The sequence below is a fragment of the Micromonospora sp. NPDC050417 genome (genome assembly GCF_044458865.1).
In the GTDB taxonomy this organism is placed as follows: Bacteria; Actinomycetota; Actinomycetes; order Mycobacteriales; family Micromonosporaceae; genus Micromonospora_G.
The window spans coordinates 176299-194647 of the sequence record NZ_JBITIH010000005.1; the positions used below are offsets into that span (position 1 = coordinate 176299).

General features: G+C 71.1%; 15 protein-coding genes and 1 pseudogene. 7 read left to right on the forward strand and 9 right to left on the reverse strand.

Annotation, left to right across the window (positions count from 1 at the left end):
* Positions 1–96 precede the first annotated feature (96 nt).
* The gene (locus tag ACIBF5_RS09180) at positions 97–786 is read left to right on the forward strand and encodes a response regulator transcription factor (protein WP_396809701.1); all 690 of its coding nucleotides are present in this window, start codon (positions 97–99) and stop codon (positions 784–786) included.
* A gap of 32 nt (positions 787–818) precedes the next feature.
* Positions 819–2603 (forward strand): sensor histidine kinase, encoded by a 1785-nt coding sequence (locus tag ACIBF5_RS09185; RefSeq protein WP_396809703.1) that lies wholly within the window; start codon positions 819–821, stop codon positions 2601–2603.
* 62 nt (positions 2604–2665) lie between these two features.
* Here the strand turns inward: ACIBF5_RS09185 and ACIBF5_RS09190 are convergent, their stop codons facing one another.
* From ACIBF5_RS09190 to ACIBF5_RS09200, 3 genes are all read right to left on the reverse strand, one after another.
* Complete coding sequence (locus ACIBF5_RS09190; protein WP_396809705.1) at positions 2666–3487, reverse strand: hypothetical protein; 822 nt, start codon at positions 3485–3487, stop codon at positions 2666–2668.
* A 37-nt stretch (positions 3488–3524) separates the two neighbouring features.
* Complete coding sequence (locus tag ACIBF5_RS09195) at positions 3525–4358, reverse strand: GNAT family N-acetyltransferase (RefSeq protein ID WP_396809707.1); 834 nt, start codon at positions 4356–4358, stop codon at positions 3525–3527.
* A gap of 173 nt (positions 4359–4531) precedes the next feature.
* The gene (locus ACIBF5_RS09200; protein WP_396809709.1) at positions 4532–5581 is read right to left on the reverse strand and encodes a YeiH family protein; all 1050 of its coding nucleotides are present in this window, start codon (positions 5579–5581) and stop codon (positions 4532–4534) included.
* Positions 5582–5678: 97 nt separating this feature from the next.
* On the opposite strand from ACIBF5_RS09200, the gene ACIBF5_RS09205 reads away from it, so the two are divergent.
* The 3 genes from ACIBF5_RS09205 (at position 5679) to ACIBF5_RS09215 (ending at position 8297) form a co-directional block, all read left to right on the forward strand.
* Positions 5679–6614 (forward strand): LysR substrate-binding domain-containing protein, encoded by a 936-nt coding sequence (locus ACIBF5_RS09205; protein WP_396809711.1) that lies wholly within the window; start codon positions 5679–5681, stop codon positions 6612–6614.
* 112 nt (positions 6615–6726) lie between these two features.
* Complete coding sequence (locus ACIBF5_RS09210; RefSeq protein WP_396809713.1) at positions 6727–7260, forward strand: hypothetical protein; 534 nt, start codon at positions 6727–6729, stop codon at positions 7258–7260.
* A 92-nt stretch (positions 7261–7352) separates the two neighbouring features.
* A complete protein-coding gene (locus ACIBF5_RS09215) occupies positions 7353–8297 on the forward strand; it encodes a LysR family transcriptional regulator (RefSeq protein WP_396809715.1) in 945 nt (314 codons plus the stop codon).
* A 15-nt stretch (positions 8298–8312) separates the two neighbouring features.
* Here the strand turns inward: ACIBF5_RS09215 and ACIBF5_RS09220 are convergent, their stop codons facing one another.
* The 6 genes and pseudogenes from ACIBF5_RS09220 to ACIBF5_RS09245 all read right to left on the reverse strand — a co-directional run bounded on the left by ACIBF5_RS09220 (position 8313) and on the right by ACIBF5_RS09245 (position 16070).
* Positions 8313–10007: a protein kinase gene (locus ACIBF5_RS09220; protein WP_396809717.1), complete on the reverse strand. Its 1695-nt coding sequence runs from the start codon at positions 10005–10007 to the stop codon at positions 8313–8315.
* 31 nt (positions 10008–10038) lie between these two features.
* Positions 10039–10506, reverse strand: coding sequence for a hypothetical protein (locus ACIBF5_RS09225; protein ID WP_396809719.1), 468 nt, complete (start codon positions 10504–10506; stop codon positions 10039–10041).
* A gap of 216 nt (positions 10507–10722) precedes the next feature.
* Positions 10723–14364 (reverse strand): annotated as a pseudogene (locus tag ACIBF5_RS09230) (adenylate/guanylate cyclase domain-containing protein); the annotation flags it as partial.
* 8 nt (positions 14365–14372) lie between these two features.
* The gene (locus tag ACIBF5_RS09235; protein ID WP_396809721.1) at positions 14373–15278 is read right to left on the reverse strand and encodes an MBL fold metallo-hydrolase; all 906 of its coding nucleotides are present in this window, start codon (positions 15276–15278) and stop codon (positions 14373–14375) included.
* A 178-nt stretch (positions 15279–15456) separates the two neighbouring features.
* Positions 15457–15918 (reverse strand): RidA family protein, encoded by a 462-nt coding sequence (locus ACIBF5_RS09240; protein WP_396809723.1) that lies wholly within the window; start codon positions 15916–15918, stop codon positions 15457–15459.
* The gene (locus ACIBF5_RS09245) at positions 15915–16070 is read right to left on the reverse strand and encodes a DUF4177 domain-containing protein (protein WP_121157972.1); all 156 of its coding nucleotides are present in this window, start codon (positions 16068–16070) and stop codon (positions 15915–15917) included. Before ACIBF5_RS09245 ends, ACIBF5_RS09240 begins: the two co-directional genes overlap by 4 nt.
* A gap of 327 nt (positions 16071–16397) precedes the next feature.
* Here ACIBF5_RS09245 and ACIBF5_RS09250 point away from each other — a divergent pair, with 327 nt between their 5' ends.
* Together ACIBF5_RS09250 and ACIBF5_RS09255 are read left to right on the forward strand one after the other, a co-directional pair.
* Complete coding sequence (locus tag ACIBF5_RS09250; RefSeq protein WP_396809725.1) at positions 16398–17339, forward strand: hypothetical protein; 942 nt, start codon at positions 16398–16400, stop codon at positions 17337–17339.
* A 27-nt stretch (positions 17340–17366) separates the two neighbouring features.
* Positions 17367–18344: an ArsA family ATPase gene (locus ACIBF5_RS09255; RefSeq protein ID WP_396809727.1), complete on the forward strand. Its 978-nt coding sequence runs from the start codon at positions 17367–17369 to the stop codon at positions 18342–18344.
* Positions 18345–18349 lie beyond the last annotated feature (5 nt).

An 18349-nucleotide genomic window follows, 5' to 3' on the forward strand; every position in this document is an offset into this window, starting at 1 on the left:
GCGCCGATTGTGGCGAGGAAATATGAGGATCTTGTCAGTCTTGGTGAGATACCTATCTCACGGTAAATCGCGCTTCACCTGCATATAGTCGCCGCCATGTGTGCACGGGTGTTGCTCGCCGAGGACGACGTACGGCAAGCCGAGGCATTGCGTCGTTACCTCGTGGCAGAGGGCCACGAGGCCACCGTGGTACATGACGGTGAGGCGGCACTGCGGCGGGCCAGGCAGGAGATGTTCGACCTGCTCGTGCTGGACGTGATGATGCCGAAACTGGACGGACTGCACGTCTGCCGGGTACTGCGGCAGGAGTCGGACGTCCTGGTGTTGATGCTGACCGCCCGCGCGAGCGAAGACGACCTGCTACTCGGGCTGGACCTGGGCGCCGACGACTATCTGACCAAGCCGTTCAGCCCACGGGAGCTGATAGCCCGGATCCGGACGCTGCTGCGCCGGGCCCGCACGACGCCGCAGCAGTCGCCAGTACACCGGGTCGGGCTCCTCACCGTGGACGAGGCTCGACACACGGTGACCGTCGACGGGATCAGGGTCGACTGCACCACCGGCGAGTTCGCGATCCTGGCCGCGTTGATCCGCCAGCCCGGCCGGGTCTTCACCCGAGGACAGTTACTGGAGCACACCCGCGGCGTCGACCGGGAGTCGACCGAACGCACCATCGACGTGCACGTGATGAACCTGCGCCGAAAGGTCGAGGCGAACCCGCGCCGACCACGACAACTGCTGACCGTGTACGGAGTCGGCTACAAGCTGAGCGCCGGCGCGCTGTGAGACGCCAGCGAGTTCCACTGCATCGCAGTTTGGTGACCCGGCTGTTGGTCACCTCGGTCCTGGTGGCTGTGTGCGCGATTCTGGCGACCGCGTGGTTAGCCGTGCAGTCGACCACCCACGCGATCCAGCAGGAGCAGGGCCGCTCGCTGGCCGACGACAAGAGCGTCTACGACACGCTCCTGGGCTACGCCGCCACCCATCACGACTGGTCGGGGGTGAGCGCCATTGCCACGGAGCGGGCCGGCGAGCTCGACCGGCGGATCACCCTGATGACCCAGGACCGGCAGTTGATCGCCGACTCCGCGCCGGCCGGCCCCTCGCTGCAGACGGCTCGACCATCGGCGACCGTCGACCCGCTGCAGGTGGATCTGGGCCTGACCGGCGGGACCGAGCGGATCGACGCGCGTGCGGTCGGGCCGTTCCAGCTGAGCCCGCAGGAACGCGACGCCACCCGGAGGTGGGCCGGCGAGCAACTCGACTGCATCCGCGACCAAACCCCGTTGGACGGGGAGATCGTGGTGAGCCCGACGGGGCGGGCATCGGTGCGGGTGATCGGGTGGGACTCCCGGAACGTGGCGGACACCTGCCTGCCGACCGAGCTGGCGAGGCCGACGCCGAGTGAAGCCAATTGGATCAAGGAGTTGTCGACGGCGACCAAGGCATGCCTGCATGATCCGGACGCCAGTCTCAAAATCAAGCTGGACCTCACGGCGGTGAGTGTCGGGGACGCCGATTTCGACAAGCGGATCGACAGTTGTCTGCTGAAGTCACGGCAAAATCAACTGAAGGCGTACGTGGCGCCGCCTGCACTACTGTTCGTCACCGACAAATCACAGGAGACCACCGAGGTAGCGTTCAATCTGTCTCGCGCTAACAAGATCCGGATTGCCGCGGTGACAGCGGCGGTGCTGGCCGCCGCCGTACTGATCACGATCTTGGTTGGACGTCGCCTCGTACGGCCGCTGCGGGTGCTGACCGACGCCGCTCGCCAGCCCCTGGACGAGCAGACCCGGGTACCCGTGACCACCCGCGACGAGATCGGCCACCTGGCCACCGCCCTCAACGAACTTGCCACCCGCCGCGAGCAGACCGAGGCGTTGCGCAAGAGCATGGTCAACGACGTGGCGCATGAGCTGCGAACACCGGTGAGCACCATACGTAGCTGGCTGGAGGCCGCCCAGGATGGTCTGGCCCAGCTCGACCCCCAACTACTCAACCTCCTGCTGGAGGAGACGTTGCTTCTCCAGCACATCATCGACGACCTGCGGGACCTTGCCGCCGCCGATGCCGGCGACCTGCGTATCCACCACGAGACGTGCTACGTGGCCGACCTGCTCGAACAGGTCGTCGAGGCGCACCGGGGCGCCGCCGAGCTCGCCGGGGTACGGCTGAACAGCGACACCGCCGCCGACCCGGAGGTGGCGGTGGACCCTGCCCGGCTGCGCCAACTCGTCGGCAATCTCGTCGCCAACGCCGTCCGACACACCTCTGCGGGCGGCTCGGTCACCGTCCGCTGCACGGTGCTCGGCGACGAACTGACCATCGCCGTGATTGACACCGGAACCGGCATAGCACCCGCCGACGTGCCCAGGGTCTTCGACCGTTTCTGGCGGGCCGACGACTCACGGACCCGCAGCACCGGGGGCAGCGGGCTCGGCCTGTCGATCGCCCGCAAACTCGCCGAGGCCCACGGTGGGACGATCACCGTCGAGAGCGTCCTCGGTCAGGGCAGCGTCTTCACCGTCCGGCTGCCGATCGTCGCGCCGCCCGACTTCGCGCACCGCGCACCGCGCACGTATTCGTCGCACCTGCGGTGAAGTGTGACTCGCGCTGGCCGGTGCTGGCGGCAGTGCCTTCCGGCCGCCAGCACCAGACCGGATCAGTCCGTCGTGGCCGGGGCCTGCCAGATCCAGTCTTGGCGGTCGTACAACGGGGTGAGCCCCAGGCGGATCAGGTTGTTCAGGGACGGGTTCGAGTCGCCCGACTCGGGCCGGCCGGTTTCGGCGACCAACCAGCGGCATCCGGCATCCGCCGCCGCCCGTGCCCGCACCGCGATCAGCGCTGACTGCGCGCCCCGTCCACGGTGGCTCTCCAGGGTGGCGTCGGAGTTCAGTGAGGCGACCTCACCGTGGACGAAGAGGTTCGCGCCCGCCACCATCTCGTCGCCGTCCCAGGCGGCGTACCCACGGAAGGCGGGCAGGCCCACCGAGGCGGTGCTCGCCACGGCGAAGAGCTCCGGCATTCCGAACACGTCCGCCATCAGCGACGCCCACTGCCCGGCCTGCGTCGACGTGACCGGCGCGACCCGCAGATCCGTCGTACGCGGCACGATGGCATCGACCTCGCCGGCGAGTTTCACGCTCCACCGACCGCCGGTCAGCCCGTGTACGGCACAGATCTCGTCCCAGTTCGACGGCAGGGCCTCCGGGGCGATCTGGATCCGGAGCGCGGTGCTGCCGTACGAGCGGTGCCAGTCGATGACCTCGCCGATCAGCGTCTCGGTGACCGGCTCGGTGAGGCCGAGCCCGAGCGTCTTGTGCAGGTTGCCGTCCCGGTAGGCGAGGGACGCGCCGCCGCCGACGCGACGCACGGCGAAGCCGTACTTCTCCTGGTCGCTCGCGGGTACCAACGCCACAATCGCCGCGTTGACCTCAAGTTCGACGAACTCGGCGAGGGCGGTTGAGATCTTCTCTGCTGACATGGAAAACCCCGTGAATGCGACTGGTACGAACACAGGCTCAGGCGGCGACGACGCCCCCCGGCTTCCAGATCCAGCTCTGCCGCGCGTACAGCAGGGTGAATCCGGAACGGAGCATGTTGTTGTACGACGAATTCGACTCGCCCTCGGTGGGCTTACCGGTCTCGGTCACGAGCCAGCGGCAGCCGGCTTCGGCGGCGGCCTGTGCCCGGGCTGTGAGGAGGGCCGACTGGATGCCACGGTTGCGGTGACTTGCCTTCGTGGCGCCGGTGTTGAGCGACGCGACGTCGCCGTCGATGAAGAGGCTGCCTCCGGCGACCATCTCGTCCCCGTCCCAGGCGGCGAGGGGGCGGAAGTCGGGCCGGCGGCCGGTGCCCGCGATCATCGAGTCGAAGTGTTCGGGCATGCCGAAGATGACGCTGAGCATGGTCGCCCACTTGTCGACGTCCTGCGGATCGACCAAGCCGACCCGCAGGTCGGTCGTACCCGGCTTGAAGTCCTCGACCGCGCAGGCGAACTTCATCATGTGGCCGCCGGGGGTGAGCCCGAATGCCTCACGGATGTCCTCCCAGTCCGGGGGGAGGAGTTCCGGGGCGATCTGGACCTGGGCCGACGGGCTGCCGTGCTCCCGGTGGAAGTCGACGACCTCACCGATCAGCTTCTTCGTGACCGGTTCGGCGAAGCCGATGCCCAGCGTCTTGTTCCAGCCACCGCCGGTCGGGTCGTTCCGCATCGCCAGGGAGAAGCCGCCACCGATGTCGGCGGCACTGATGCCGAGCGCCACCCTGCCGCGCTCGGAGGTCGCCGTCACGTACTGGCGGTTGACTTCGGCTTCGGTGAGTTCGGCGAGCCGGGTGAGGTCACGTGGCGACACGAGGCATCCCTATAAATATTAGCCAGATTGCACGGATCAGACTGGTGCGCCGCAATAGAACCTGTTGATCAGTGTTATGGGTAGGCCCGGTGGGGAAGTGTGAGCTGGATCGCCGGACAAATTGGGCGGGTCGGCCACAACGCCAACCCGCCCTCCGGGGCGCATCCCACCGTTTAGGAACCGGCCCCGACCAGCAGCAGTCCACCGAGCGACGCGGTGGCCAGGACCACGGTGCCGGCAGCGCCGGTGGCGAGCGCGCGGCCACTGCTCCGGGTGACCGTACGGAGATCGACCGAAGTGCCGACGGCGAACATCGCCGCGGCGAGCAGCAGACCGGCGACCGCCGAGACCATGGTGACCAGCCCGTGCGGCAGGACCCCGGTGGAGCGCAGTGCCATCGCGACAAGAAATCCGACGACGAACCAGGGCAGCACCGGCGGACGGGAACGTTGCCCGTCAGCCGTTGGAGTCGAGGTACGGCGGCGGCCGGCCGCTACGAGGGCGACCAGCGGGGCGAGCAGGGCCACCCGGCAGAGTTTCACCACGACGGCGGTAGCGAGGGCCGCCGCTCCGATCGCACCGCCGACCGCGACGACCTGACCGACCTCGTGGATGCTCGCCCCGGCCCAGAGGCCGATCAGGGTGTGATCGAGGCCGAAGAGCAGGCCCAGGCCGGGAATGAGCAGCAGGCAGAGGGTGCCGAGGACGGTGACCACGCCGATCGCGGTGACCACGTCCTCCTCCTCGCCGTCGGCGACCTCGTTCATGCCGATGACGGCGGAGGCACCGCAGATGGAGACACCGGTAGCGACCAGCAGCGCGGTCGCCGGGCGCAGGCCGAGTCGCCGCCCGACCCAGCGGGTGACGAGCCACGCCGCCGCCACGCTGACCACGACGACCGCGATCGGACCGATGCCGAGGTCGAGGATGTCGGCGGCGACGAGTTGCAGGCCGAGCAGCACGATGCCGGCCCGGAGCAGCCCTTTGGCGGCGAAGGTCAGCCCGGGTCGCATCCACTCCCGGTAGCCGCCGAGGCTGCGTACGCCGACGCCGAGCAGGATCGCCACGATCATCGGACTGACCGGGCTGGCAAGTTGGTTGACGCCGTACCCGATCAGCGCGACGGCTGCGGCGACGGCGAGCCCGGGCAGGGTGGCGGTGCGTCTGGGCCGGGTCGGGATTGGTGCCCGTTCGATGACCCGTGCCTGTGCCGCTACCGCCACCCCGCCACCCCCTCGTTCCGGTACTGCACTCTTAGGTTGCGCCGCTGGTCAGGGAGCCAGTAGTCCTCGATCACGGTCGACCCCATAGCCTGTGGCTATGAGCGACCTTCCGGATCTCGAATCCCTCCGGCTGCTGGTCGACGTCGCCGAACTGGGCAGCATCGGCCAGGCGGCACGGGCCGCCGGCATCGCCCAACCGTCGGCCACCAAGCGGCTCGCCGCCCTCGAACGCTGGGCCGGGGTGCCGCTGCTCCTCCGCACCCACCGGGGATCGCCGCTCACCGACGACGGACGGGTGGTGGTCGGTTGGGCGATCCGGCTGCTCGGCGCGGCCGACGAGTTCCAGCACAGCCTCGTCGCCCTCCGCGAGGCACGGGCCGCCCAGTTGCGGGTCGCCGCGAGCATGACCGTCGCCGAGGCGCTGCTGCCCCGGTGGCTGCACCACCTGCGGATGACGTACCCGGACATCCGGGTCGGCCTGACGGTGATCAACTCGACCGAGGTGGCCCGACTGGTCCTCGCCGACGAGGGGATCGACGTGGGCTTCGTCGAGGGGCCGACGGTGCCGGAAGGGCTCGACAGCCTGGTCGTCGGGCACGACCAGTTGATCGTGGTGGTGGCACCGGGACACCGGTGGGCGCGGCGACGACAACCGCTGGAGCCGACCGAACTGGCCGGCACCCGACTGGTGGTCCGCGAGGTCGGATCGGGCACCCGGGAAACCCTCGAACGGGCTCTCGCCGATCTCGACCCACTCCCCCCGGAGCTGGCCCTCGGCTCCAACGCCGCGGTCAAGGGCGCGGCCATGGCCGGGACCGCCCCGGCGGTGCTCAGCCGCTACGCGGTGGAGATGGAACTGGCCGCGAAACTGCTGGTCGCGATCCCGGTACGGGGGCTGACGTTGAGCCGTACGCTGCGCGCCGTCTGGCCGCGCGGACGGCGCCTCACCGGCTCCGCCACCGCACTGCTCCAGGCGATCGCCCATTCCGGCCGGGCGGAGCGCGCCGAGTCGGGCGGACCAGCCGAACCATAAGCTGCGCTTTGATCCGGCCAAGAAATCGCAATTGGTACTGAGGAAGGCCGATCCGCAGACTGGCCTCAGGGCCCGAGTCGTCGTACCTCGGCCCCGAGGGGGCACGGGAAAGATGTCAACGAACCAGATCGACGACCTGGTCCGGAGCGTGCGGACCGCGGCCAACCAGGTCTGTCCGCCCGAGGAGACCGCGCGACTGGTCAGCGCCGCGCTCCGAGCCAACCTGCCCACCCGGGAGATCCTCACCCCGGAGCAGTTGGCCGGCGACCCGGACAGCTACGTCCAGCACGTGTTGCACGTCGAACCGGACGGCCTCTTCTCCGTCGTCGCCCTGGTCTGGCGCCCGGGGCAGGTCACCCCGATCCACGACCACCTCTGCTGGTGCGTCGTCGGCGTCGTCGACGGCGTCGAGTCCGAGGTCCGGTACGAGGTCACCGAACGCGACGGCGAGGTGTTCCTCACCCAGGCGGAGGTGACCGAGAACCCCACCGGCAGCGTCTGCGGCATCGCCCCGCCCGGCGACATCCACGAGGTACGCAACGCCGGCGCCGACACCGCCGTCTCGATCCACATCTACGGCGCGGACATCTCCCGCGTCGGCACCAGCATCCGCCGCCGCTACCACCTCCCTGTCCTGGTCGGCTGAGCGGACCAGGACAGGGAGAACGGGCCCAGAGCGGCTAGGCGAGCCTCATCACATCCCGGGAAAGGCCCATAAGCAGCGGTTATGCTTCCCGCGTGTTCGACCTGCGCCAGCTTGTGATGTTCCGCCAGGTGGTGGAAAGCGGATCGTTCTCCGCGGCGGCCCGCTCGATGCACTGCACCCAGCCGGCGGTCAGCCAACAGATCAAGGCACTGGAGCGGACCGTCGGCGGACCGCTCTTCGCCCGGGTCGGACGTACCCTGCGGCTCACCGAGGCAGGCACCACGCTGGCCCGGCACGCCGCCGACATCCTCGACAACATGGCCGTCGCCCAACAACAGGTACGGGCGGTCGCCACCCTCGAAACCGGCACCGTACGGGTCTGCGCCTTCCCCAGCGCCAACGCGACCCTGGTGCCGTACGCCGCTGCCGCGCTCAAGGAGCGGCACCCGCAGGTACGGCTGGAGCTGCTGGAGGCCGAGCCACCCGAGTCGTACCAGGTGCTCCGCCGGGCGGAATGTGACGTGGTGGTCGCCTTCACGTACGAGTCGGAGCTGCCCCGCACGGCGGAGACCGGGCCGGCCGAGGCGGGCATGTTGGAGGTGCCGCTCCTGGTGGACTCGCTGGTGCTGCTGGTGCCGAGCGGTCACCCACTGGCCGGGCGGCGCTCGGTCCAGCTCGCCGACCTGGCCGGGGAGACCTGGATCGCCGGCTGTCCCAAGTGTCGGAGCAGTTTCGTCGACGCCTGTACGGGCAGCGGGTTCAGCCCCACCATCGCCTGCGCCACCGACGACAACCTGGCGTTGCAGGGCCTGGTCGCGGCGGGGCTCGGCGTCGCCCTGCTGCCGAGTCTGGTGCTCGCCTTCCTCCAGCACCCGGACGTGGTCCCGGTACGGGTCGAGCCGGTGCTGCGACGGACCGTGTCCGCGTACACCTGGCCGGACCTGGCCCGGACCAGCGCGATCACGGCGATGCTGGAGGCGCTGCGCTCCGCCGCCGAGTCGATCGGCCCGACCGCCTTCCCGACGACCTCCCCCTGAGGGGCCTCGGGCGGTTCAGCGGCCGAGGGTGGGGCCGTTCAACGCGTTGGTGCCCTTGCCCGCGAGGCAGCGGAACACCCGCTCGCCCGGTGCCAGCTCGTCGCCGTTGGGCGGCAGTACCTGAAGCTGCCAGTCGCCGGCACTGAGCAACTGGGTGGTGAGCCGGAAGGTGTTCGCGTTGCAGATGCCCTGCACCGTCGCGTCCTTCCAGATCGCCTGATGGTTCGCGGCGTCGACCTCGGCTGGCAGGTCACCGGCGGCGTACGTCTCCCAGGTGTGCCGACCGGTGCAGGAGACCCGGTTCGCTCCCGCGTGCGTGCCCTGGATCTGCATCGGGCCGAAGCACTCCAGCTCTTCGGTGCAGCGCCCACCATTGGGCAGCGGCACCAGCCGGCAACCGGGCAGGGCGCCACCGGGGGGCGCCTTCGCACCGCCGGAGAGGGTCGGCGGCACCGGGGAGTGGGTCACGGTGGCGCTGGCTCCGGGCAGCGCGGTCCGGTCGACTCGGGCGGCGTACCAGGATCCGGTGGCGGTCGCGAGCATCAGGGCGAGTACGCCGAGCCCGCCGAAGAACCAGCGCAGCCGGCGCCGCCGGGGGTTGGTCCGTACGGTCGGGTGGTTGTCGTCGTAGCGTGCGCTGACCGGCGGCCGGGGTCCGGGCGGGGCGGGGTAGCCAGCGCTCGGGGCGGTGGTGTCCGGGTGGCTGCGGTGTTCCGGTCCCGGCTGCCCGGGAACCGTGCCGTTGATGCCGCTGGTCGGACCGGTGGCGGGCGAGACCGGGTAGGGCGAGTTCGGGAACGACGAACCCGGGAACGGCGGACTGGAGATCGGTGAGCCGCTGTACGGGGTGCCGGAGACGGGCGCGCCGGAAATCGGCGCGACCGGGCCGAGCGGCAGTGCGGCGAGCAGGTCGCGTAGTTGTGCCGCGGTGGGTCGGGCCTCGGGGTCGTTGGCCATGCCGTAGCGGAGCACCTCGACCAGTTCCGGTGGCACGCCGGGCAGTTCGGGGATCGGCTCGTTGAAGAGGTCCATCAGCGTGACGAGGCTCGGGTTGCGGTCGGTGCGCCAGCGTGGCGGCTGACCGTGCATCACCGCGTAGAGGGTGGCCGAGAGGGCGTAGACGTCGACGGCCGGAGAGGGCGGGCTGTGCCGGAACATCTCCGGCGGGGCGTACGCCGGGGTCAGCACCTCCAGGGTGACCTGGGTGTCGCGGACCTCGGCGAGGACGGCAAGCCCGAAGTCGGCGAGGACGGCCGGGTTGAAGTGCGAGTGCAGGATGTTCGCGGGTTTGACGTCGCGGTGCAGCACGCCCATGGCGTGTGAGTGGGCGAGCGCGTCGGCGATCTTCACGCCAAGGTCGCGGGCCTCGGCCGGCCCGAGCGGGGAGTTGCGCATCCGTTCCGCGTACGAGCCGTCGCAGAGTTCCATGATCAGGTACGGGTGCTGGTCCTCGGTGACCCCGGCGTCGAAGAGATCGACCACGTGCGGGTGGGAGGACATCCGGCCGGCGGCACGTGCCTCGCGGAGGAATCGTCGTTGGTCGCGCTCGCTACCGAGGGTCCGGTTCTCGACCTTGACCGCGACCTCGCGCCCGACCGACCCCTGGGTGGCGCGGTAGACGGTGGCGTAACCACCTCGGGCAAACACGTGCAAATCCGTCAGACCGGGCACCACTGGCTTCGGTAGCGCGCCTGCCGGGTTGTCCGTCACAACAACGAAAATACCGAAGAGGTCGGACGCCTCAGTGGCCCGCATCGGTCGGCGACCGGACAGCACCGGTCGCCGGCGAGGTCGGAGCCACCCTCCCCCGGCGGGCGTCGAGCCACAGCCCCACGCCCGTGGCCACCGCACCCAGCCCTTCCCAGAGCGCGACACCGAAGAATTTCCCGGGCGCGGAACCGGTCAGCACCACAATGGAGAACACGCTGAAGGTGACCAACCGGAAAATCACCGTGAACCGGAAGAAGGCTCGCCATTCAGTGTGCGCGGCAACCAGGTAGTAAACCCCCATGTTCACCGCCGCCATCGACGACGCGGCCATATAGGTACGGGTGTAGTCCCCACTCGCCCGCTCCGCCGCCGCGATCACCTCGAAACCCAGCAGACGCAGCAACGCCTCCGGACGGATCAGCCCGACCAGACCGAGCACCAGGGCGAGCAGGCCGAAGACGGCAATCGTCCAGCCGGCAGCGGAACGCGGCAGCCTCATCCGTCTCCTCCAGACACTCCCCGTGGGTCGCGGCCACCCACCGCGACTGCCCGGCCAACGGAGGGCCCGCCCCGGAACCGAAGACGTCCGCAGTGGACCGTGGAAGATCTACGCTAGCGGCTGTGTGGACGAGCCGGACTCGGCCAGACCGGCAGACTCCGCCAGACCGGCCGCCGCCGCGAGCGCGGCCACGTCGATCGGAGCCGGCAGGTACGGCGCCAGCCTCGCGCAGAGCGCATCCGCACCGGCCCGCTCACTCACCTGCTGGGTCGAGTACGCCAACCGCACCGCCTCCGCCGCAGCCGCACCCGCCTCGGCGTACTCGCCGACCGCGGCCAGGGTCTCGGCCAACGTCCCCGCCGCGAGCACCGCACTGCGTACGTCCTCCGCCGGGGCGGTCGACGCCCGCCGCGCCCAGTCCAGCGCCTGCACCGGCTGCCCCTCGGCGAGCAGCGCGGACGCGTACCGGGCCAGGGTCTGCTGCCGGGAGAAGAGCAACGACGGGGAACTCACGGTGGTCGCCAGCGGTGCCAGCAACCCCACCGCCGTGCCCGGATCACCGGCGGTCAACCGGGCGGTGGCGAGCAGCACCCGGGGACCGACCTGCACCGGCGCCAACGGATTGTGCGGCTCGACCGCGGCCAGCACCGCCCGCGCGTCCCGCTCGGCGGTCTCCACATCCCCCCGCTGCAACGCCACGAACCCGCGCAACGTGCCCGCCAGCCCGGTCAGCAACGGGTGCGCGGTCCGCTCGCCGTACTCCAGGGCATCGGTGAGCAGGTCGAGCGCGTGCTCCGGCTCACCCAGTCCACGCGCCACCACACCACGTACGACCAGGGCGAACCCCCTGCCCCAGTCATCCGAGACGGCGGCGAAGTCCCGGTACGCCCGACGCGCCTCCCGGTCGGACTCGGTCAACTCACCCAACTCGGCCGCGGCGAACGCCTCGACCGCGCGCAACGTGCCGACCGCCCACGCCTCGCCGACCCGCTCACCGAACGGCAGGAAGACCCGAGCCAGCCGGCGAGCCTCGGCGAGCCGTCCGGCCAGCAGCCGGGCGAACGCGGTGGTGCCCCGCAACCACGCCTGACCGACCGGGTCGTGGGTCTCGGCGAAGAGCCGCGCCGCCCGACCGAGCACCGCGTCTGTGCCGGCGAAATCGCCCCGGGTGGTGGTCACCCAGGCAAGGTTCTGCAACGACCACGCCTGCCCGCGCCGGTCGTCGGCGGCCCGGTTGACCTGGTACGCCCCGGCGAACCGGCTGCTCGCCTGACTCAACCGCCCATTGAAGAAGTCGGCCATGCCGAGCCGGCGCATCGCCGAGGCCCGGGGCGCCGGCAGGTCGGCGGCGGTCGCCACCTGCAACGCTTCCTGCCACGACGCCACCGCCCGCTGGTGGTCGCCGATCGCCTGGTACGCCTGCCCGGCGACGAGCAGCGCACCGGCCCGCTTGACCGCGTCCTCGCCGGCATTGGCGCCGATCTTCTCGGCGAAGCAGAGGGCGTCGGCTGGGCGACCGATCTGCAACAGGGCTCGGGCGTGCACCAACTGGTCCGGGCCCGACACCTCGTCGCCGCCGAGCACGGCCGCGCGTTCGGCGTACTCGACCGCGAGCGTCGGTTCCCCGGCGGCGATGGCCTTGCGGGCGGATCGGCTCAGCGCCGTCACGCCCAGCGGCGCCACCGTACGGGCAACGGAGTCGGTCCGGAGGCCGACCGCGTCGGCGAGCGCGCTCGCCCGTTCGACATGCTCGGCGACAAACGCGTCCCGTAGCTCGTCCGGCAGGCCCGATCGGTCGGCACCGGCCGTCGTCGTGCCGTCGTCGACGGCGGTCCCCCCACCGGCCGCCGCCGGGACGTCGACCCGGGCCGCCCACCGGGCCAGCGCGGCGTGCCGTTCGGCGAGGTCGGCCTTGCCCAGACCGGCATACGCGGCCTCCCGCATGAGCGGGGTGGCGAAGGTGTAACCGTCCCGGGTGCGGTGCAGCATCCGTCGCTGCAACAGCTCTTCGAGCGCCCGGTCCAGCTCGACGGTATCCACTGTGGCGGCACCACCGTCCCGGCCGATCCGGCGCTCACGCAGCGCCTCCAACGCACCCGCCGGCACGGTGTCGCCGATGACCGCGGCGTCGCGCAGCACCGAACGGGCGTCAACCGGAAGTGCGTCGATCCGGGCGGCGAGGACAGCGGCCAGGTCGCGGGAGAGCAGGCGACTGCCGAGCGATCCGGGCACGAGCTGCCAGGCGGCGCCGGTACCGGTCACGGCGGTGCCGCCGACCGGGCCCGCCTCTCCGTCCCGTACGGCGGTCAGGGCGCCGCGCTCGATCAGCAGGGTGACAAGCTCAGCGAGGTAGAACGGGTTGCCCTGGGCGGTGGCGAGCAGCCGGTCCGCGTCCGCCTGCGGCAACCGGCCGCCCCCGAGGTACGCGGTCAGCAGCCGGGCCGCGTCGGCGCCCCGCAACGGCGGCAACGGGAACACCTCGGCGTCCGCCACCCCCGTCAGTGTGCCGGCCGTACGGACCAGTTCGGGACGGCCGAGCAGCAGCACCAGCACCGGTCCGGTCAACCGGGACAGCATCCCGCCGAGCGCCTCCACCGTCTCCGGGGTGGCGTCGTGCAGGTCGTCGACGATGACCACCATCGGAGTCTCGGCGGCGAGCGTACTGAGCAGGTCGGCGACGGCCGCCGGCACCGCGTTGGCGTCCGGTACGGGACCGGTCGGCGCCCATTCCGCCCCGACCGGGACACCGGAGGCCGGCGCCAGGTCGCCGTGGCCGAGCAGGGCGAGCAGCAGTTCGGACGCGATCGGCGGCTGGTCCACCCGGAAGCGGGCGAGCCGTTGGCCGAGCCGGCGCAGCCGCTCCTCGACCACCGGTCGGGTCACCGCCGCACCGCCCCCACTGGGCAGACCCACCGCCGCCCGGACCAGGTCGGCCAGGGGGGCGAGCCGGCGCCGTTCGCCGAAGGCCGCACAGCGTACGGAGAGCACCCGCGCACCGGTGTGCGCGGCGAACCGGCCGGTTCCGACGTCGTACCCCGCGGCGAGCCGTTCGACCTCGGCGCCGAAGCGGGACTTGCCCACCCCGGCCTCGGCGGTCATCAGCAACACCCGGGAGTCGTTCCGGTCGATCACTTCGGCGAGCCGTCCGGCGACCCGCCCGATCTCGGTCTCCCGGCCGACGAAGGGCGCCTCGTCCCCGAGTCCGGAGCGGGTGCCGGGTGCGTCCAGGAGCCCGAGCAGTTCGTACGCCTCGACCGGCTGGCGTTTGCCCTTGAGCCGCAGCGGCCGTAACTGCCGCCACGACGCGACGTGCCGGGTGACGGCGGCGGTGCCGGCACCGGCGTAGACCGCACCGATCGCGGAGGCGTCGGCGAGCCGGGCGGCGGTGTTCACGGTGTCGCCGATGACCGTGTACTCGATCGCGGCCTGGATGCCGGCGACCACGTCACCGGTGTTGAGCCCGACCCGCAGGCCGAGCGGGGCACCACCGCCACGCTCGTCGTCGAGGACCCGGCGGACCGCCTTCTGCATGGAGAGCGCCGCCCGGACCGCCCGCTCGGCGTCGTCCTCGTGCGCGACGGGGGCACCGAACACGGCCATGATGCCGTCGCCGGTGAGCTTGTCGACGTGTCCGCCGAAGGTCTTGACCGCGCCCGCGAGGGCGGCGAGGACCCGGTCGGTGACCGCGCCTACCCGTTCCGGGTCGAGGTCCTCCGACCAGGAGGTGAAATCGGACAGGTCGCCGAAGAGGACGGTAACCACCCGGCGTTCGGCCGCCGGCAGGGTCGCGGCGGCCGGCAGCGCGGCGCCACAGTTGTGGCAGAACCGCGCGCCGGGCACGGCGACGGTTCCACACACCGGGCAGGTCACGGGAGGTCCAACCCGCTGACCCCCGGTCCCGATTCCCGTTCCTGCCCGCTGGATCCGACTTCCTGCCCCGCCCCCGCCGGGTCGTCGTCGCGTTCCCGCCGTTCGAGGTAGTCGAGCTGGGCCCGGACCGACCATTCGGCCGCCCACCAGAGCGAGCGGTCCACGTCGGCGTAGACCACGGCGACGACCTCGGGAGCGGTGGTCGCGCCGGCGGCGACCGCCTGCCGTACCTGGTCGAGGCGGGCCCGGCGGTGGGCCAGGTAGAACCGCGCGGCGGCGGCACAGTCGGCCAGTGCCGGGCCGTGGCCGGGCAGGGCCGGCAACCCGTCGTACGCGGTGAGCAGTTCCAGGCTGTCGAGGTACTGCCCCAGGTCGCCGTCGGGGTGGGCGACGACGGTGGTGCCCCGACCGAGGATGGTGTCCCCGGTGAAGACGGCGGCCTGCGCCTGTCCGTCCATCGGGGTCGTCGGCTCGACCAGGAAGCAGACCGAGTCACGGGTGTGGCCGGGGGTGTCCAGGGCGTCGAATTCCAGCCCGTACGCGTCGAAACTCTCGGTCGGGTCGAGCGGTGCGGTTCCGACGCAGTGGGTCGGGTCAGCCGCGAAGACCCGCACTCCGCCCAGCAGGTCGGAGAGGCGACGGGCGCCCTCGACGTGATCGGCGTGCCCGTGGGTGATCAGGATGAAACCGATCGGGCCTTGGGCGGCGATCCGGGCGAGGTGTTCCTCGTCGGCCGGACCGGGGTCGATGACGACGCCCGTTTCCTGCCCCGGCGCCCGCAGTAGCCAGGTGTTGGTGCCGTCCAGGGTCATCGGTCCCGGATTGGGTGCCCTGAGCAGGGTGACCCAGCTCGGTAGCTGGTCGACCAGCGCCGCGGCCGGCGCGCTCACGTGCCCAGTCATGGCTGGAATCGTACGGCCAGCAGATGACGACGCCGAGTCGAGTTGGCGGGCGTACCCGCCCTGACGGCGCGAACCCGCACACCTGGGGTGCCGGACGTACCCGGTCGAGGGGTTGGTCCGGGCAGCCCAGGTGTGCCGGTTCGCGCCACCGGATCGGCCGGTGGTCGGCCGGTACGGGTCAGGCGACCTCGACGATGACCTCGACCTCGACCGGGGCGTCCAGCGGCAGCTCGGCCACGCCGACCGCGCTGCGCGCATGCCGGCCGGCCTCACCGAAGACCGCACCGAAGAGGTTCGAGGCGCCGTTGATGACACCGGGCTGGCCGGTGAAGCCCTCCGCCGAGGCGACGAAACCGGTCACCTTGACGATCTTGACGACGTTCTCCAGGCCGACCAGCGAGTCGATGGCCGCGAGCGCGTTCAGGGCGCACTGCTCGGCCAGGTCCTTCGCCTGTTCGGCGGAGACGCCGTTGCCCACCTTGCCGGTGGCGAGCAGCTTCCCGTCGACCATGGGCAACTGGCCGGAGACGTACACATGGCGACCGGACTGCACCGCCGGCACGTACGAGGCGAGCGGTGGGACCACCTCGGGCAGGCTCAGCCCCAGCTCGGCGAGCTTGGCGTGTGGACCGTTGCTCATGCCTTGGGCCGCTTCAGGTAGGCGACGAGCTGCTCCGGATTCGGACCCGGCACCACACCCACCAGCTCCCAACCGTCCTCGCCCCAGTTGTCGAGAATCTGCTTGGTCGCGTGCGTGAGCAGCGGCACCGTGGCGTACTCCCACTTCTGCATCGCTGGCTGGCCCCCTCGTTGTCGGCTGCTGCGCCGGACGGCGTACGGATGTGCCGGACAGCCTACGGGCATTCGCCCCAGGGTCCCGGTGCCGGCCACCCCCGCATGCTCCAACGGACACCCGGCGGCAACGGCAACGCCGGAATCGAGATCACACTGCTGGCGGTACGCCACGACCTTCGGTTGGCACGCGACAACTACCCTCAGCCGCGAGCGGGCACGTATGCTCTCTCGCCAAGCCTGATCACTGCGCCAGCTCGCGCGGCCCGCCGGTGCACCGAAGGGGCTGCCGCAGGGCCGGCGTACCGAGGCCCTACGGGGGAGACGATGACTCAACCGCCCAACGGCGGCCCTGCCGAACCGCCGGGTGGTCAGCCGCCCCGCGACGAGGAGCCCACCCCGGCAGCTCCGACCACACCGGACGCGGCGCCTGTCACGCTGGACGCCGCGCCTGTCACGCCGGACGCCGCGCCTGTCACGCCGGACGCCGAGGCCCCCGGGCCAGAGGCGGGGCTCACCGCAGCGGACGCACCGACGGAGCCCACCGCCGCGACCGAGGCGCCCAAGCCGGAGACGCCGACCCAGCCGATTCCCGTAGCGCCGGTCCCGACGCCACCGGTCCCGACCCAGCCGATTCCGACCCAGCCGATCCCGCCACAGAACTGGCCTGGACAGCCCGCGCCTGGGACCCCGTACCCGGGACAACCCGGTCAGCCGGTGCCGGGTGCGCCGTACCCGGGGCAGCCGGTCCCGGGATCGGCGGAGTTCGGGCAGCCCGGCTACCCGTTGCCACCGGGATACCCACCGCCGGAGCAGGCGCCGCCGAAGAAGAAGCGCGGCCTGCTCATCGCCTCGATCGTGCTGGCCGCAGCGCTGGTGCTCTGCGGCGGGGGCGGCACCGCCGCGTTCCTTCTTCTGCGTAACACCGAGGTCGGCGAGGGCGCGACCAACCCCGCGGGCGCGGTCGACAACTTCCTGAAGGCGGTCTACGTCGACAAGGACGCGGAGAAGGCCGCCGCGCTGGTCTGCTCGCAGGCGGGCAACGAGGAAGACATCGCCGACAAGGTGGAAGAGGTGGAAAAGCTCTCAACCACCTACAAAACTCCGCGATTCAAGTGGCAGAAGCCGAAGGTCGAAAACCAGACCGATGTCCAGGCAACGGTCTCGGTCCAGCTCACCATGACCACCGCTGACGAGAAGACCGTCGACCAGCAGTTGAAGTTCACCGTGATCCAGAAGACCGGATGGCGGGTCTGCGAGGTCAGCTAGCCGGCACGGCTGGTTACGCTCGTATACGTGCGAGCAGGTGACGACGCGTCGGAGGGTCAGCCCGGTACGGGCTGGCCCGCCCGTCTGCACGTGGTGACCGGCAAGGGCGGGACGGGGAAGACGAGCGTCGCCGCCGCGCTGGCGCTCGCCCTGGCCGCTGACGGACGGCGCACCCTCTTGGTCGAGGTGGAGGGCCGGCAGGGCATCGCCCAGCTCTTCGGCACCGGTCCGCTGCCGTACGAGGAACGACGGATCGTCGCGCTTCCCGGCGGCGGGGAGGTACGCGCACTCGCCGTCGATCCCGAAGAGGCCCTCCTCGAATACCTGGACATGTTCTACAAACTCGGTGCCGCCGGCCGGGCGCTGCGCAAGCTCGGTGCGATCGACTTCGCCACCACCATCGCACCGGGACTACGGGACGTGCTGCTCACCGGCAAGGTGAAGGAGGCGACCACCCGGACGGCCGAGAAGCGCCGGGTGTACGACTCGGTCGTGCTGGACGCACCGCCGACCGGCCGGATCGGCCGGTTCCTCAACGTCACCGCCGAGGCCGCCCGGCTGGCCAAGGTCGGGCCGATCAAGACCCAGAGCGAGGGTGTGGCGGCCCTGTTGCGCTCGCCGATCACCTCGGTGCACGTGGTGACGCTGCTGGAGGAGATGCCGGTCCAGGAGACGGTCGACGCGATCGCCGAGCTGAACAAACTGCGCATCCCGATCGGTCGGGTGATCGTCAACGGCGCCCGTCCGCCGCTGCTGGCGGCGAAGGTCAGCCAGGCGGAGTTGCGTCGGGGGCTGGCCGCTGCGGGGTTGGCCGCCGACCGCGCCACCGTCGCCGCGCTGCACGCCGAGGCCCGTGACCAGCTCACCCGACGCGAACTGGAGGAATCGCTCCGCTCCGACCTGGTGGAGCTGGGGCTGCCGATAACGGTGTTACCACTGTTGCCGGAAGGGGTCGACCGGTCCGGCCTGGATCGGCTGGCAGCAGTGCTGGCCAGCGCCGATTGACTCAC